The sequence below is a fragment of the Erythrobacter insulae genome, from assembly GCF_007004095.1.
In the GTDB taxonomy this organism is placed as follows: domain Bacteria; phylum Pseudomonadota; class Alphaproteobacteria; order Sphingomonadales; family Sphingomonadaceae; genus Erythrobacter; species Erythrobacter insulae.
Genome location: NZ_VHJK01000001.1, coordinates 1,703,315 through 1,717,752, shown reverse-complemented (window position 1 = coordinate 1,717,752; position 14,438 = coordinate 1,703,315). Strand labels below are relative to the sequence as shown.

The following is a 14,438-nucleotide window of genomic DNA, read 5'->3' as shown; positions in this document are numbered from 1 at the left end:
TGGATCGTTCACCGTAGCTGGAAACAGGAGCACACCCTACCCCGCGCATTCGGGACGTAAGGCTATGTTTTTTCATTACAATATGGCTTTGGGCGGAATCGACCCGCCTACGAGTTGAGCGGGTTTCCGCTGAGCCGTAGACAACTCACATTGCGATAAGCAGCCGTAATCACGAGATTTTTCTCCGAGTTTTCAGGGATCGTAGAAGAGTTGCGATTTTTGGCACAATCCGTCAGCGTTTCGCTGCCTTGATCGGCATCACTTCCGCGCCTTCGCGAAGCTGATCCAGGTAGTCACTCCACCATTTCATCATCTTCACTCGCTCTTTCCAGTGGGCACCACGATGGTAGGCTGCACGGACCTTGTCGCTGTCTCCGTGCGCCAGCGCGCGTTCGATTGCGTCTGGGTTCCACTTTCCGCTCTCGTTCAGCAGCGTTGAGGCCATTGCGCGAAAGCCGTGGGCGGTCATCTCGTCCGTGGTGTAGCCTAGGCGGCGCAGTCCAGCGTTGATCGTGTTATCGCTCATGGGACGCCTGCGGGTTCGGGCTGACGGGAAGACATAGCCGTCGGGCCCCGTCAATCGGTAGGCCTCTTCCAAAATCGCAATAGCTTGGCGTGAGAGTGGGACGAGGTGATCCTTGCGCATCTTCGTCTTGTTCGCCGGGATCGTCCACAAAGCACCATCGAAGTCGATTTCACTCCACTCGGCGTGGCGGAGCTCACCCGGCCTTACGAACACATGCGGAGCAAGCTGCATTGCCAGTTTGGTGATAGGTTGGCCTTCGTAGCCATCGATCGCCCGTAGCAACTCCCCAGCCCCGACAGGATTGAGAACCGCACCGTAATGCGTCACGGTGGGGTTCATCAGCGCGCCCCTCAAATCACGTGTCGGATCGGATTTGAGGCGCGCTGTCGCGACTGCATAGCGGAAGACCGAGCCTGCCAATTGCAAGGTTCGCTTTGCGCTTTCCAGCTTGCCCTTACTTTCGATCCGGCGGACGGCTGTCAGAATGTCAGCAGGCTCAATATCGGCGATGGGTAGATGGCCTATCGAGCTGTTGAGGACTGACAGGAGGTATTCGCAGCGCTTCGCCGTTGCGGGTGCCCAGGCCCGTGAGCCATCATGTTTCCGCTTTTCGCAGAACTCGGCGGCCAGCGAAGCAAAGGTATTTTCCGCACCAAGCTTCGCACGCGCCTTCTCACGCTGTTTTTCGCGTGAAGGATCCTTGCCCTGCGCCAGCTGCTCTCGCGCCGCGTCGCGCCTTCTGCGGGCCTCTGCCAACCCAATTTCCGGGTAGCGTCCGATCGCCAGCTTCTTCTCCCGGCCATCGATGCGATACTTCATTCGCCACAGTTTTCCGCCGGTTCGCTCCACCAAAAGGAAGAGCCCCAACGAGTCGCTCATTTTGTAGGCTTTCGGACCCGCCTTAGCCTTGCGAATTCCAACGTCAGTTAGCGCCATGATTTCAGACCTTTACCCAGAAAAGGCCCCCAGGTTGGGGGCCTCTCGAATTGGTGAAAACCTGTGAGGCCCCCAAAAAGGCCCCCAATTTCGGGAGATTTGGCGGGACTAGCCGAGCAAATGCAGGACACCAGACCGCCAGAAACCCTATGGTTTCCAAAGGTTTTATAGCGTTTCCGGGATGTTTGGGGAAGGCGGCGATGGAGCGGGTGAAGGGAATCGAACCCTCGTCGTCAGCTTGGGAAGCTGCTGCTCTACCATTGAGCTACACCCGCATTTCAAGGACCATGGTGTCTGATGCGGCGCGCTTTGCCGCAATGCGCTGCCGTGGTCAATTCGATAGGCGCAAGGGGCCCTTTTGCTCTATAGTCTCTGCCGAGATTGGATTTCTCGCGGTAAACCGCTAGGGCGCTGCACAGACAGAATCGAATAATCGAGAGGAATAAAAATGCGGCAGGTCGATCACTTTATTGTCGGCGACAGTCCGGCTCCGGGGCGCAAGCACTCTATCTGGAACCCATCGACCGGCGAAGTTCAGGCCGAGGTTGCGTTGGGCGATGCCGCTTTGCTCGACAAGGCTGTGGCGACTGCAAAGCAGGTCCAACCCGAATGGGCCGCCACCAACCCGCAAAAACGTGCACGCGTCATGTTCAAGTTCAAGGAATTGATCGAACAGAACATGCAAAGCCTCGCAGAATTGTTGTCTTCCGAGCATGGCAAAGTGATCGATGACGCGAAAGGCGATGTTCAACGCGGGCTTGAAGTGATCGAATATGCCTGCGGTATTCCGCAGATCCTGAAAGGCGAATATACTCAGGGCGCTGGTCCGGGCATCGATGTCTATTCGACCCGCCAGCCGCTTGGCATTGGTGCTGGTATCACGCCGTTCAACTTTCCCGCGATGATCCCGATGTGGATGTTCGGCATGGCCTGCGCGGCCGGTAATGCGTTTATCCTGAAGCCATCTGAGCGCGATCCGAGCGTTCCGGTCCGCCTGGCCGAATTGTTTGTCGAGGCGGGTGCTCCCGAAGGGCTTTTGCAAGTCGTCCACGGGGACAAGGAAATGGTCGATGCAATCATTGACCATCCCGATATTGCAGCGATCAGCTTTGTCGGATCTTCGGACATTGCGCAGTATATCTATTCCCGCGGGACGGCGAATGCGAAACGCGTTCAGGCCTTTGGCGGAGCGAAGAACCACGGTGTCGTGATGCCCGATGCGGACCTTGATCAGGTGGTGAATGATCTGACCGGGGCAGCTTTCGGTTCGGCAGGCGAACGTTGTATGGCGCTGCCGGTGGTGGTGCCCGTTGGTGAGGACACGGCAAACCGCCTGCGCGAAAAGCTTATCCCCGCGATCAACGCCTTGCGGATCGGCGTTTCGAACGATCCCGATGCGCATTATGGGCCGGTGGTCACACCGGAGCATAAAGCACGCGTTGAGCAATGGATCACCACAGCCGAAGAAGAAGGCAGTGAAATCGTCATCGATGGACGGGGCTTTTCGCTTCAGGGGCACGAGGACGGTTTCTTTGTCGGCCCGACCCTGATCGACCGGGTAACGCCGCAAATGAAAAGCTATCAGGAAGAGATTTTTGGCCCCGTGCTCCAGATCGTGCGCGCCCATGATTTCGAAGAAGCCGTGCGCCTGCCGAGCGAGCACCAGTATGGAAACGGCGTCGCGATTTTCACCCGCAATGGTCATGCAGCCCGCGAATTTGCCAGCCGCGTCAATGTCGGGATGGTCGGCGTGAATGTGCCGATCCCCGTTCCGGTCAGCTATCACAGCTTTGGCGGATGGAAACGCAGCGGCTTTGGCGATATTGATCAATACGGCACAGAAGGCCTGGCGTTCTGGACCAAGAACAAGAAGATCACACAGCGTTGGCCCGATGGCGGCGGCGATGGGTCCAATGCCTTTATCATTCCGACTATGGGGTAAATGATGCGGATTATCTGTCTTAGCCTTGTGACACCCGCGCTGGCACTCGCGCTGGCAGCGTGCGGCGCGGAAGCAGAGCAGGATGCGCCTTCGCCCGAAGCGCTGGATTCTGCGCCAGCCGCTGCACCGGACAGCGTGCCTGTGACACAGGCTGATCCCGCGGTATCGGACACAGCCAGCGAAACAGCAGCCGCCGCAAATACCATCCCCGCACGGTTTCAGGGTGTATGGGATTATGAAGGCGGAACCTGCGCGCCGGAGAGCGATCTGCGGATGGAAATCTCCGCAAGCGAAATCCTGTTCTACGAATCGATCGGCCTAGTCACCGGCGTAACCGCTGACAAAGATGCCGTGATTGTGACTCTAGCCATGGAAGGCGAAGGCGAGACATGGGAACAATCAACCCGCTTTGCGCTGATGGGCGAAGGCGAGGATCTGCGCATTCACACGTCGGAAGGTGATGGGCCTATGGCGCCGGACGAATATCCCAGCAAGCGTTGCCCTGAATGACGATACGCGCCCGCACATCATCCGGTTCACCGTTTGAAGCGCAATTCGGTTTTTGCCGCGCTGTGCGAGAGGGAAACCGGATAGTTGTGGCGGGAACCGGACCGATCGAACCGGATGGCAGCACAACCAAAGGTGATGCCGCGGCGCAGGCGGCACGGTGCTGCGAGTTGATTATCGCCGCGATAGAGGAACTGGGAGGCAATGCCGCAGACGTCGTACGCACACGGATGTTATTGACAGATTTTGACGATCAGGCCGCCGTCGGGGCCGTACATGCCCGGTATTTTGGCGCCGCCAAGCCCGCTGCGACTATGGCCGGAGTTGCGTGGCTCTGCCGCACAGAATGGAAAATCGAAATCGAAGCCGAGGCAGTGATTGGTTCTGGCTAAGCGCGAGCCCTTACGCGCGGTTTCAAGGTTCGCTCGATTTCGAGCTGGCTTTCGACGCGAACGATCAAATCGCTTAGCTCGGCCATAGGATTAAGCTCCGCTGCCGGGACAAGAATACGCGGCGCGCTATCCTTGTCAGCAAGCAGTATGGCAGGCAGATCATATCCGTGCCCCGGATAGGCGGCTGCAAAGTCATCACGGTGATGGAAAACCACTTCAAGCGGCAGCTCATTTAGAAACGCACGCCATTCGCGGCGCATCGAAACCGAGCCATAAGTCAGCGCGCACAGCGAACAGGGGTAAGTCGCCGGCGCGAACTGTTTATGCAGGGCGTGAAGCAGGGCATTCATAACGCCGCTATCAGCGTTGTAGACGATCAAAAGTCGAGTGCGTGCGTGGTCCATAACAATAGATACGCGCAGAACCGCAAATTGGTTACATCGTTACGAAAAAACTCCGCACACTTTGTGCAAAGTGCGCCATGCAAAACGCGTATCCCTGCCCCTTTTCTAGCAGAGCGAAGCGGGGTACATGCCCCATCATGCAAGGACAATTTTCTCTTACCGAAGACCAGCTCGCCATTCAGGAAATGGCCCAGCGGTTCACCGCCGATAACATCACCCCGCATGCCAGTGAATGGGATGAGAAACATATCTTCCCCAAAGACGTGATCAAACAAACGGCCGAACTCGGCTTTGGCGCGATCTATGTATCCGAGGAATCGGGCGGGATCGGACTTGGCCGTTTGGAAGCCGCGCTGATTATGGAGGCGATGGCCTATGGCTGCCCGACCACCAGCGCCTTTATCTCGATCCACAATATGGCCGCCTGGATGATAGACGAATTTGGCGGGCAGGAGCTGAAAGATCGCTACCTCCCTGATCTTATCTCGATGGATAAAATCGCCAGCTACTGTCTCACCGAACCGGGCAGCGGATCAGATGCCGCCGCGCTGAAAGCCAATGCGAAACTTGATGGCGATCACTATGTCCTCAACGGGACGAAACAGTTCATTTCGGGCGGCGGTGTCAATGATGTCTATGTCTGCATGGTCCGCACCGGCGAGCACAAGACCAAAGGCATCAGCTGCCTTGTGATCGACAAGGATACGCCGGGTGTCAGCTTTGGCGCGCCGGAGAAGAAGCTGGGATGGAATGCCTCGCCCACCGCTCAGGTCATATTCGAAGATGCGCGCGTGCCGGTCTCCAACCGCGTCGGCGATGAAGGCGAAGGTTTCCGGTTTGCCATGATGGGTCTTGATGGCGGGCGTTTGAATATCGGCGCCTGTTCGCTGGGCGGAGCGCAGCGGTGCCTTGACGAAGCTGTGGCCTACACCAAAGACCGCAAGCAATTCGATACCCCGATTGCCGATTTTCAGAACACCCAGTTTATGCTGGCCGATATGGCAACCGACCTCGAAAGCGCCCGTGCGCTGCTGTATCTCGCTGCGGCAAAAGTGACCGACAATGCGCCGGACAAATCGCGTTTTTCCGCGATGGCGAAACGGCTCGCCACCGACAATGGCAGCAAGGTTGTGAACGATGCGCTGCAATTGTTTGGCGGCTACGGTTATCTTAAAGATTACCCGATTGAACGGTTCTGGCGCGATCTGCGCGTGCATTCGATCCTCGAAGGCACCAATCAGGTAATGCGCATGATCGTAGGCCGGGATTTGCTGCGCCAGTAACCGGCGCAGACGAGAGAAAGGGGTTTTATGACCCAGGACGTAATCACCCGGAAAAATGGCCGGGTCGGACACATATCGCTCAACCGGCCCAAGGCGCTGCATGCCCTGACGCTGGATATGTGCCACGCTATGTCAGATGCGCTCACCGTATGGGCGGATGACGATTCCATCGAAGCGGTCATCATCGATCACCACGAAGGCCGCGGTTTCTGCGCAGGCGGCGATATCGCTTTTCTGCGCGATTCCGCGCTGAATGATGGCGGTGTGTCAGGGCGCAAATTCTTTCATGACGAATATCAGCTGAACCATCAGCTGTTCACTTACGCCAAGCCTGTGGTGGCGTTTATGGACGGGATCACGATGGGCGGCGGGGTCGGCATCTCGCAGCCTGCAAAATTCCGCGTCGCGACCGAAAACACCCGCTTTGCCATGCCGGAAACCGGGATCGGCCTGTTCCCCGATGTTGGCGGAGGATGGTATCTTTCGCGCATTGGCGGGCGGCTTGGTCAATTTCTGGCGCTGACGGGCGCACGCCTTGATGGAGCCGAAACGCTGTGGACCGGCCTTGCAACGCATTACGTGCCGAGCAATCTGCTGGAAGATATCAAGGCGCGGATTATCGAGCGGCCCGGCCGCATTGCAGGCATTTTGTCCGAGCCGGTGGGCACACCGCCCCCTGCACGGATCGAAGCGAATGCGCTGAAGATTGCCAAGCATTTTGCCTCTGATCGGTACGAAGATATCCTCGCAAGCCTCGAAGCCGCCATTGCTGATGGTGATCAATGGGCGGTCAAAGAACGGGACACGCTGGGCACCAAAAGCCCGCAGACCTGCAAGGTTGCGCTGCGTCAGCTTGCCACCAGCCTCGATCTGCCGACCTTTGCCGACAATATGGCAATGGAATACCGTATCGGCAGCCGTGTGCTTGTGCGCCCTGATTTTGCCGAAGGGGTGCGCGCTGTGATTATCGACAAAACCGGCGATCCCAAATGGGACCCCGCCACGCCGCAAGAGGTGAGCGAAGAGCTGCTCGACAGCATCTTTGCACCGCTTCCCGCAGACGAAGAATGGAAACCGCTGTGAGCAATTACGAAACAATTCTGGTCGAAAAAGACGCCGCCGGAACCAAGGGTGTCACGCTGATAACGCTGAACCGGCCCAAGGCTCTGAATGCGTTAAACTCTGTCGTTCTGACAGAATTGATCGCGGCTTTCGCTGAGTATCAGGCCGATGACAGCCAGCTTTGCGCCGTGCTGACCGGATCGGGCGAGAAAGCCTTTGCCGCCGGAGCCGATATCAAGGAAATGTCCGAGAAAGCCGCCGCTGACTTCTATCTCGACGACTTTTTCTCTCCGTGGACCAGCGAGATTGTGAAGAAGACCCGCAAGCCGTGGATCGCAGCCGTCAACGGTTTTGCGCTGGGCGGCGGGTGCGAGCTGGCGATGATGGCGGACTTCATCATCGCATCGGACAACGCGAAATTCGGCCAGCCCGAAATCAAGCTCGGCGTGGCCCCCGGCATGGGTGGCAGCCAGCGCCTCACCCGCGCTATCGGTAAATCCAAGGCCATGGAAATGTGCCTGACAGGCCGCATGATGAGCGCCGAAGAAGCCGAGCGCGCCAATCTGGTGGCGCGCGTTGTGCCGCAGGCCGATCTGCTCGCCGATACGCTCAAGACCGCAGGCACCATCGCTTCGATGCCGCCAATGGCTGCGATTGCGAACAAGGAAATGGTCAATTCCGCGTTCGAAAGCTCGCTCGATCAGGGCCTGATCATGGAACGCCGGATCTTCCAGATCCTGACGGCGAGCGAGGACAAAGCCGAGGGCATGGCAGCCTTTATCGAGAAGCGTGAAGGTCAGTGGAAGGGTCGATAGGCCTATCCGGCGCGAGTTGCACCAGCGGAGAATAATATGAAGATCGCTTTCATCGGCCTCGGCAATATGGGCGGCGGAATGGCCGCGAACCTTGTGAAAGCGGGGCATAAAGTTCGCGCTTTCGACCTGAGCGAAACCGCACTGAACGCAGCAAAAGACGCTGGCTGCACCATATTTTCTTCGGTCGAGGAAGCGGTTGAGGACGTCGAAGCGGTTGTTTCGATGTTGCCCAATGGTGAGATTGTCAAAGGCGTCTACAGCGACAGTGTAATCGGGACCGCTCCAAAAGGCGCAGTGTTCCTCGATTGCTCCACGATTGACGTCGCCACCGCGCGCGAAGTTATATCCGCTGCCGAAGCGGACGGATACGAGATGGTCGATGCGCCTGTCTCGGGCGGGATCGCCGCAGCCAATGGAGGGACGCTCACCTTTATGGTTGGCGGATCGGACAGTGCCTTTGATCGCGCAAAACCCATTCTTGAGGCAATGGGCAAAGCGGTGATCCACGCAGGCGATGCGGGCAACGGACAGGCTGCGAAAATCTGCAACAACATGCTGCTCGCGATCCATATGGCGGGTACATGCGAAGCCTTTGCCATGGCGGAAAAGCTCGGTCTTGATCCGCAAACATTCTACGATATTTCAAGCGTTTCCAGCGGTCAGAACTGGTCAATGACAAGCTATTGCCCCGTCCCCGGCGTTGGTCCGCAAAGCCCGTCGGACAATGATTACGAAGGCGGATTTGCCACAGCTTTAATGCTGAAAGATTTGCGCCTCGCCATGGAAGCCGCAGAAAAGTCGGACAGCGCCGTGCCTATGGGTTCGCGCGCAGCGGCGCTTTATGAAGACTTCAACGGCGCTGGCAATGGCGGCAAGGATTTCTCGGCAATCATCAAGACCTATTGATCTCGGCTATGATCTGTTCAAGCCATTGGCGCGGACCCTTGCGCCGCCCTGCATCCGCCACGAATTCCTGACCTCGCGCAACAGATTGCAGCTTGCCGCCGCGTACCCAGCGATCCGCGCGGTCGTGATAGGATAACCCGCCGCGTTTCAGCCAATCGGGCCGCTGCCACAGGCTGGGCGGGCCGCCGGGCACGGTCAGGCGCAAGGCGTCACTTGCGCGGTTCGCGGTGCGCCCCTCGCCGCGCCAGATCACATCATTGGAACTGTGCAGGGCCAGCGCGTGCGGGTGGCCCAGATTGATCAAATCGGCGGGAATGCCTTCGGCAAGCGCGATCGTTTCTTCCACCCGCAAATATCCGAAAATGCGGTGATGCGGCTCTCCCGTGATTTCGTCGGCAAATAGCCCGAAAAATACGAACGCGTCGCCCACGCCCACACCTTGCCTTTCAAGGTGGGTTTGCGCTGCGCTGTGCTGCCCAAATACGCATGCGCCATCATCACAGAACATAGGATCGTGATGACACAGATCGTCGGCGCCAACCTTGCCCCTGCTCGCATGCGCGGCATGTTCACCCAGAGCGAGATCCGCATAGGTCGTACGCGAAGCCGTGCCCGCAGGGATCGGCAAGCTACACGGCCTCCCATCCACAATTGGCGAAGGCCCGCCTCCGGCGCTGCTATCGAATCCCTTGCGGCTAAAGACAATGCGCATGGAGCGCAGCGGGCCTTATTCTTCCGGTTCTGACCAAGCGAGCTTGGGCTTACGCGCGGCTGCCGTTTCATCAAGCCTGCGGCGCGGCGCATAATACGGCGCCTGCTTCATGCTTTGATCACCATCCAGAGCGCGCTGCGCAACCGATCTAAATGCCTCGATAAACTGGTCAATCGAAGCCTTGCTCTCGGTCTCGGTTGGTTCAACCAGCATCGCACCGTGAACAACCAGAGGGAAATACACCGTCATCGGGTGGTACCCTTCGTCGATCAAAGCCTTGGCCAGATCCAGCGTCGAGAGATCGCCGCCGAAATCCTTATCGCCAAATAGCGCCTCGTGCATGCAAGGGCCGCTATCCGCGAACGGGGCGTGGAGCAGGTCTTCGAGGCTACGCAGGATGTAATTGGCGTTCAACACCGCGTCTTCGGCCACCTGTTTCAGGCCATCGGCACCGTGGCTGAGCATGTATGTCAGCGCGCGGGTGAACATGCCCATCTGGCCGTGGAACGCTGTCATCCGGCCAAAAGTGGGGCCGCGCTCTTCGCGATGCTCTTCCTCAACCAGATAATATTCGCCGGCATCATCCTGTTTTACGAATGGCAGCGGCGCGTAAGGCGCAAGCGCCTCTGAAAACACCACAGGGCCAGATCCGGGACCGCCGCCGCCATGCGGGGTCGAGAAGGTCTTGTGCAGGTTGATGTGCATGGCATCGACACCCAGATCGCCCGGACGCACGCGGCCAACAATCGCGTTGAAGTTCGCCCCGTCACAGTAAACGTATCCGCCTGCTTCGTGGACGGCATCGGCAATCTCGCGAAAGTCCTTTTCAAACAATCCGCAGGTATTGGGGTTGGTGATCATCACAGCGGCGACATCGGGGCCAAGACGCGCCTTAAGCTCTGCGACATTCACGCGGCCTTCGGGCGTCGCGGGGATATCTTCGACCCTATAGCCCGCGAAAGCCGCGGTCGCCGGGTTGGTGCCGTGGGCGCTTTCCGGCACCAGCACAACTTCGCGCGGGTTGCCGGCTGCGGTGTGTGCAGCGCGGATCGCCAGAATGCCGCACAATTCACCGTGCGCCCCTGCTTTGGGGCTCATTGCGACCGCTGGCATCCCGGTCAAAGTTTTCAGCCATGTCGCCAGCTCGTCAATCACTTGCAGCGCACCCTGCACGCTGTTTTGCGGGGCGAGCGGATGGATATCGGCAAACCCGGGAAGGCGCGCCATTTTTTCGTTCAGGCGCGGATTGTGCTTCATTGTGCAACTGCCCAGCGGGAAGAACCCGAGGTCGATACCGTAATTCTGGCGGCTAAGGCGCGTATAGTGGCGCACCGTTTCCGGCTCTGTCAGGCCGACCAGCCCAATTGCATCATCACGATGCAAACCAGCCAGCCGCGTGGGCACTGCTGGATCGATTTTGGGCAGATCAACACCGGTGACTTCCGCTTTGCCGATTTCAAAGATCAACGGCTCTTCGAGCATGAGCGCGCGATTGCCGGTTACGGTTTGCGGGCCATTATGCAGGCCGTCTTCTGCGGCTTCCATTGCTGGTTTCCAGCCGGATTTGTTAGGCGCGTTCATTGGGCTGGCTCCATCACAATCCGCTCAAGTTCATTGGCGAGCGTTTCAATGTCATCTTCGGTGGTTGTTTCGGTTACAGCGACCAGCAACGCGTGCTCCAACGCCTCGATGCCGGGATACAGCCGCCCGAGCGATACTCCGCCCAATACGCCGCGATCGGCCAGTTCGCGCACAATCTCACGCGCAGGCTTACCATCCAGCATCAGGGTGAATTCGTTGAAAAATGAAGTGTTGAGCAGCTTCACGCCCGGTACTTTTTCAAGCCGGTCGGCGGCAAGGCAGGCAAGACGGTGGTTTTCCGCCGCCAGCTCGCGCATCCCCTTTTCGCCCAGCAGCGTCATATGGACGCTGAATGCGAGGGCGCAGAGACCCGAATTAGTACAAATGTTTGATGTCGCTTTTTCGCGGCGGATATGTTGCTCACGGGTGGAGAGCGTCAGCACGAAACCGCGCTTGCCCTCGGCATCGGTGGTCTCGCCGCACAGCCGCCCTGGCATCTGGCGAACATGTTTCGGATCGCGCACCGCGAACAGGCCAAGATACGGCCCGCCAAATTGCAGACCTACGCCAATCGACTGGCCTTCACCCACGACGATATCCGCGCCCATTTCGCCAGGCGACATGATCGCGCCTAGCGCCACCGGCTCTGTATTGACCACAATCAGCAGAGCGCCCTTGGCATGGGCAGCATCGGCGACTTTGGAAAGGTCGCTTATCCGCCCAAGAATGTCTGGGTACTGCACCACGACACAAGCGGTTTCATCGTCAATGCGCGCGGTCAGACCGTCAAGATCGGGCTCGGTCTGGATCGCAGGTGCGCTGTCGGCGATGGTATCGCCGGTGAACTGCGCCATAGTCTTGACCACTTGCGCATAATGAGGGTGGAGCGCACCGGAAAGTACCGCGCGATTCCGCTTGGTCACCCGGCCTGCCATGGCGACCGCTTCCCAGCATGCGGTTGACCCGTCATACAGCGAGGCATTCGCCACCGCGCAGCCATAAAGTCGTGCAACCTGCGTCTGGAATTCAAACAGCATTTGCAACGTGCCCTGCGCGATTTCGGGCTGATAGGGCGTATAGGCCGTAAGAAATTCGCCGCGCTGGATCACCGTATCCACGCTTGCCGGGATATGGTGGCGGTATGCGCCCGCACCAAGGAAGAATGGCGCATCGCCTGCCGCGAGATTTTTGTTCGCGCGGGCTTTCATATGACGCTCAACCGCCATTTCACTGGCATGCATCGGCAGATCGCGGATCGGTCCATCAAGCCGCGCGATTTCGGGTACATCGACGAACAGATCATCAATCGAGCCCGCGCCGATTTTCGCCAGCATATCGCCGCGGTCGGTGTCAGTGAGAGGGAGGTAACGCATTACATATTCTCCAAAGCCCGCTTTTTCGGCTCACGGGCAATTCATAGCTTCACAGCTACGGTCGGCAGCAGCGCCGGGATGAAATTCTAAAGATTATCGACAAAGGCTTTGTACGCTTTATCGTCCATCAGACCTTCCAGTTCATCGCGGTCTGAAATGGTCATGCGGAAAAACCAGCCTTCTTCCTCTGGCGAAGAGTTCACGAGCGCGGGTTCATCTTCGAGCGAGGCGTTGCCTTCGGTTACTTCGCCAGTGATCGGCGCGTAGACATCGCTCGCCGCTTTCACACTTTCCACGACGGCTGCATCGCCGCCCTTGTCCAGCATCGCGCCGACATCGGGCAATTCGACAAAGACGATATCGCCCAGCTGTTCCTGCGCATAATCGGTGATACCGACGGTGGCGCTTTCGCCCTCAACATCGATCCATTCATGTTCTTCGGTAAAATAACGTGGCATAGAAATCAGCTCCCTCGGTAATAGCGGTGCGGAACAAAAGGCATGGGTGAAACGGTAGCAGGCAGACGCTTTTTGCGAACTTCGCATGTCAGCGCAGTGCCCTCAGCTGCATAGGCGCTGTCAACAAAGGCCATAGCAATCGGCACGCCCAATGTAGGCGAAAATCCGCCGCTGGTGACTGTGCCGACTTTGGTGTCGCCGGAATACACATCGGCACCTTCGCGGGCGGGCATGCGCCCTTCCAGAATCAGCCCAACGCGGCGCTGCGCAAGCGTGCCGGATTCGACTTCGGCCAGACGCGCAGCAACGGCTTTGAAACCGTGATAGCCGCCTTCGGCACGCCGTTTTTTCGATAGTGCAAAAGCCAGATCGGCGGTCACCGGATCAGTGTCGAGATTGAGATCGTGGCCGTATAGCGGCAGCCCCGCCTCCAGCCGCAAACTGTCGCGCGCGCCCAGCCCCGCAGGGTTCACGCGATCATCAGCCACAAGCGCATCGGCCAATTCAGCGACGCGGCCTTCGTGGATCGAAATCTCGAACCCGTCTTCGCCGGTATAGCCTGCGCGGCTGACCCAGAGATGCGCGCCGTTCCATTGAAACAGACCCGCAGTCATAAATGTCAGCGCGCCCGTGCCCGGGATCAGGCTTTCCAGCACGTCGCCCGCTTTTGGCCCTTGCAAGGCGAGCAGAGCGAAGTCGTCAAAATGCGTTAGTGTAATTTCATCGGGCAGATGTTCACGAAGATGGGCGATGTCATCCCATTTGCACGCACCGTTCACAACAAGCGCCAGATGCGCGCCGGTGTTGGTGACCATCAGATCGTCAATCACGCCGCCCGCTTCGGTAAGCAGCAGCGAATAGCGCATCTTGCCCGGTTTCAGATTGGAGATCGCGCCGGGCAGCAATTTTTCCAGCTCGTGCGCAGCGCCATCACCCTTAAGCGCGAGCTGCCCCATATGCGACACATCGAACAGGCTCGCATTGGTGCGTGTCCATTCATGCTCGGCCACTATACCGCCCTGCTCGCCCGTATACTGGATCGGCATTTCATAGCCCGCAAACGGGACCATCCGCGCCCCGCGGGCGCGATGCCACGCATCCAGCGGCAGGGCCGCCAGCGCAATTTCTTCTTCTGGAATTTCGTCGCTCAAAACATCAGTCCCCGAATAAGCAAGCAAACGCCCCGATCGGTGCGCCGTTCCTGCCCCCTCTGTCGGGAAACCTGAGAGCTTCAGTTGCGCGGCATTTCGGCCACGAAACCTCCCCTTCGGTGGTGGCCAGATCAAGTCCGAACACGCTTTCCAGAGTGCCTATGCCTCGCGCGGTCCATTTGCCTGAGAGTTTCCGGGGCGGTTGCTCCTTCGGCGCCGCGCCCGTCACACTCAAAAAAAAGCGTATCAGGCCAGTCTCTCCCGCGAAAGACGCCGGAATCACCCCCGGCAGGCAGGGCCCATGTTGCGGATGCGAAAGCCTTCGTCAATCGCGCATTTCTATTGGTCGGGGAAAGCGCGAAACAAAGCTGCGTGTGGCAGTCACATTCC

The 14,438-nt window shown here is 58.5% G+C and carries 14 protein-coding genes, 1 tRNA gene and 1 riboswitch; of the genes, 7 read left to right on the top strand and 8 right to left on the bottom strand.

Going from position 1 to position 14,438, the window contains the following annotated elements:
- Positions 1 to 232: 232 nt before the first annotated feature.
- The gene (locus FGU71_RS08170) at positions 233 to 1,462 is read right to left on the bottom strand and encodes a tyrosine-type recombinase/integrase (RefSeq protein WP_142788104.1); all 1,230 of its coding nucleotides are present in this window, start codon (positions 1,460 to 1,462) and stop codon (positions 233 to 235) included.
- A gap of 201 nt (positions 1,463 to 1,663) precedes the next feature.
- Positions 1,664 to 1,737, bottom strand: a tRNA-Gly gene (locus FGU71_RS08165).
- A 173-nt stretch (positions 1,738 to 1,910) separates the two neighbouring features.
- Here FGU71_RS08165 and FGU71_RS08160 point away from each other — a divergent pair.
- The 3 genes from FGU71_RS08160 to FGU71_RS08150 are packed head-to-tail and all read left to right on the top strand — an operon-like array spanning position 1,911 to position 4,303.
- Positions 1,911 to 3,404: a CoA-acylating methylmalonate-semialdehyde dehydrogenase gene (locus FGU71_RS08160; RefSeq protein WP_142788103.1), complete on the top strand. Its 1,494-nt coding sequence runs from the start codon at positions 1,911 to 1,913 to the stop codon at positions 3,402 to 3,404.
- Positions 3,405 to 3,914: a hypothetical protein gene (locus FGU71_RS08155; RefSeq protein WP_142788102.1), complete on the top strand. Its 510-nt coding sequence runs from the start codon at positions 3,405 to 3,407 to the stop codon at positions 3,912 to 3,914.
- On the top strand, positions 3,911 to 4,303 hold the full coding sequence (locus tag FGU71_RS08150; RefSeq protein WP_142788101.1) for a RidA family protein: 393 nt from the start codon (positions 3,911 to 3,913) through the stop codon (positions 4,301 to 4,303). The genes FGU71_RS08155 and FGU71_RS08150 overlap by 4 nt, the downstream gene beginning before the upstream one ends.
- Here the strand turns inward: FGU71_RS08150 and FGU71_RS08145 are convergent.
- Positions 4,300 to 4,707 carry a hypothetical protein gene (locus FGU71_RS08145; RefSeq protein ID WP_142788100.1) on the bottom strand — a complete coding sequence of 136 codons (408 nt, stop codon included), beginning with the start codon at positions 4,705 to 4,707 and terminating at the stop codon, positions 4,300 to 4,302. The genes FGU71_RS08150 and FGU71_RS08145 overlap by 4 nt on opposite strands.
- A 137-nt stretch (positions 4,708 to 4,844) precedes the next feature.
- Between FGU71_RS08145 and FGU71_RS08140 the strand changes: the two genes are divergently transcribed.
- The 4 genes from FGU71_RS08140 to mmsB are packed head-to-tail and all read left to right on the top strand — an operon-like array spanning position 4,845 to position 8,773.
- Positions 4,845 to 5,990: an acyl-CoA dehydrogenase family protein gene (locus tag FGU71_RS08140; RefSeq protein WP_142788099.1), complete on the top strand. Its 1,146-nt coding sequence runs from the start codon at positions 4,845 to 4,847 to the stop codon at positions 5,988 to 5,990.
- A 27-nt stretch (positions 5,991 to 6,017) separates the two neighbouring features.
- A complete protein-coding gene (locus FGU71_RS08135; protein ID WP_142788098.1) occupies positions 6,018 to 7,073 on the top strand; it encodes an enoyl-CoA hydratase/isomerase family protein in 1,056 nt (351 codons plus the stop codon).
- On the top strand, positions 7,058 to 7,867 hold the full coding sequence (locus FGU71_RS08130) for an enoyl-CoA hydratase-related protein (protein ID WP_185960239.1): 810 nt from the start codon (positions 7,058 to 7,060) through the stop codon (positions 7,865 to 7,867). The genes FGU71_RS08135 and FGU71_RS08130 overlap by 16 nt, the downstream gene beginning before the upstream one ends.
- 36 nt (positions 7,868 to 7,903) lie before the next feature.
- Complete coding sequence (gene mmsB / locus FGU71_RS08125; protein ID WP_142788097.1) at positions 7,904 to 8,773, top strand: 3-hydroxyisobutyrate dehydrogenase; 870 nt, start codon at positions 7,904 to 7,906, stop codon at positions 8,771 to 8,773.
- Here mmsB and FGU71_RS08120 read toward each other — a convergent pair.
- The 5 genes from FGU71_RS08120 to gcvT all read right to left on the bottom strand — a co-directional run bounded on the left by FGU71_RS08120 (position 8,760) and on the right by gcvT (position 14,048).
- On the bottom strand, positions 8,760 to 9,485 hold the full coding sequence (locus FGU71_RS08120) for an Nmad3 family putative nucleotide modification protein (protein ID WP_142788096.1): 726 nt from the start codon (positions 9,483 to 9,485) through the stop codon (positions 8,760 to 8,762). The genes mmsB and FGU71_RS08120 overlap by 14 nt on opposite strands.
- 15 nt (positions 9,486 to 9,500) lie before the next feature.
- Positions 9,501 to 11,066, bottom strand: a complete 1,566-nt coding sequence (gene gcvPB, locus FGU71_RS08115; protein WP_142788095.1) for an aminomethyl-transferring glycine dehydrogenase subunit GcvPB — start codon at positions 11,064 to 11,066, stop codon at positions 9,501 to 9,503.
- A complete protein-coding gene (gene gcvPA / locus FGU71_RS08110) occupies positions 11,063 to 12,439 on the bottom strand; it encodes an aminomethyl-transferring glycine dehydrogenase subunit GcvPA (protein ID WP_142788094.1) in 1,377 nt (458 codons plus the stop codon). Before gcvPA ends, gcvPB begins: the two co-directional genes overlap by 4 nt.
- An 86-nt stretch (positions 12,440 to 12,525) precedes the next feature.
- Entirely contained in the window at positions 12,526 to 12,897 is a 372-nt protein-coding gene (gcvH, locus tag FGU71_RS08105) for a glycine cleavage system protein GcvH (protein WP_142788093.1), read from the bottom strand.
- A 5-nt stretch (positions 12,898 to 12,902) separates the two neighbouring features.
- Entirely contained in the window at positions 12,903 to 14,048 is a 1,146-nt protein-coding gene (gene gcvT, locus FGU71_RS08100) for a glycine cleavage system aminomethyltransferase GcvT (RefSeq protein WP_142788092.1), read from the bottom strand.
- A gap of 161 nt (positions 14,049 to 14,209) precedes the next feature.
- Positions 14,210 to 14,322: riboswitch (glycine riboswitch) on the bottom strand.
- Positions 14,323 to 14,438 lie beyond the last annotated feature (116 nt).

Coding starts and splice junctions, on each gene's coding strand:
- mmsB (WP_142788097.1), top strand. CDS start 7,904: ATGAAGATCGCTTTCATCGGCCTCGGCAATATGGGCGGCGGAATGGCC.
- FGU71_RS08140 (WP_142788099.1), top strand. CDS start 4,845: ATGCAAGGACAATTTTCTCTTACCGAAGACCAGCTCGCCATTCAGGAA.
- gcvPB (WP_142788095.1), bottom strand. CDS start 11,066: ATGAACGCGCCTAACAAATCCGGCTGGAAACCAGCAATGGAAGCCGCA.
- FGU71_RS08150 (WP_142788101.1), top strand. CDS start 3,911: ATGACGATACGCGCCCGCACATCATCCGGTTCACCGTTTGAAGCGCAA.
- FGU71_RS08130 (WP_185960239.1), top strand. CDS start 7,058: ATGGAAACCGCTGTGAGCAATTACGAAACAATTCTGGTCGAAAAAGAC.
- FGU71_RS08170 (WP_142788104.1), bottom strand. CDS start 1,462: ATGGCGCTAACTGACGTTGGAATTCGCAAGGCTAAGGCGGGTCCGAAA.
- FGU71_RS08160 (WP_142788103.1), top strand. CDS start 1,911: ATGCGGCAGGTCGATCACTTTATTGTCGGCGACAGTCCGGCTCCGGGG.
- gcvPA (WP_142788094.1), bottom strand. CDS start 12,439: ATGCGTTACCTCCCTCTCACTGACACCGACCGCGGCGATATGCTGGCG.
- FGU71_RS08135 (WP_142788098.1), top strand. CDS start 6,018: ATGACCCAGGACGTAATCACCCGGAAAAATGGCCGGGTCGGACACATA.
- FGU71_RS08155 (WP_142788102.1), top strand. CDS start 3,405: ATGATGCGGATTATCTGTCTTAGCCTTGTGACACCCGCGCTGGCACTC.
- FGU71_RS08145 (WP_142788100.1), bottom strand. CDS start 4,707: ATGGACCACGCACGCACTCGACTTTTGATCGTCTACAACGCTGATAGC.
- gcvH (WP_142788093.1), bottom strand. CDS start 12,897: ATGCCACGTTATTTTACCGAAGAACATGAATGGATCGATGTTGAGGGC.
- FGU71_RS08120 (WP_142788096.1), bottom strand. CDS start 9,485: ATGCGCATTGTCTTTAGCCGCAAGGGATTCGATAGCAGCGCCGGAGGC.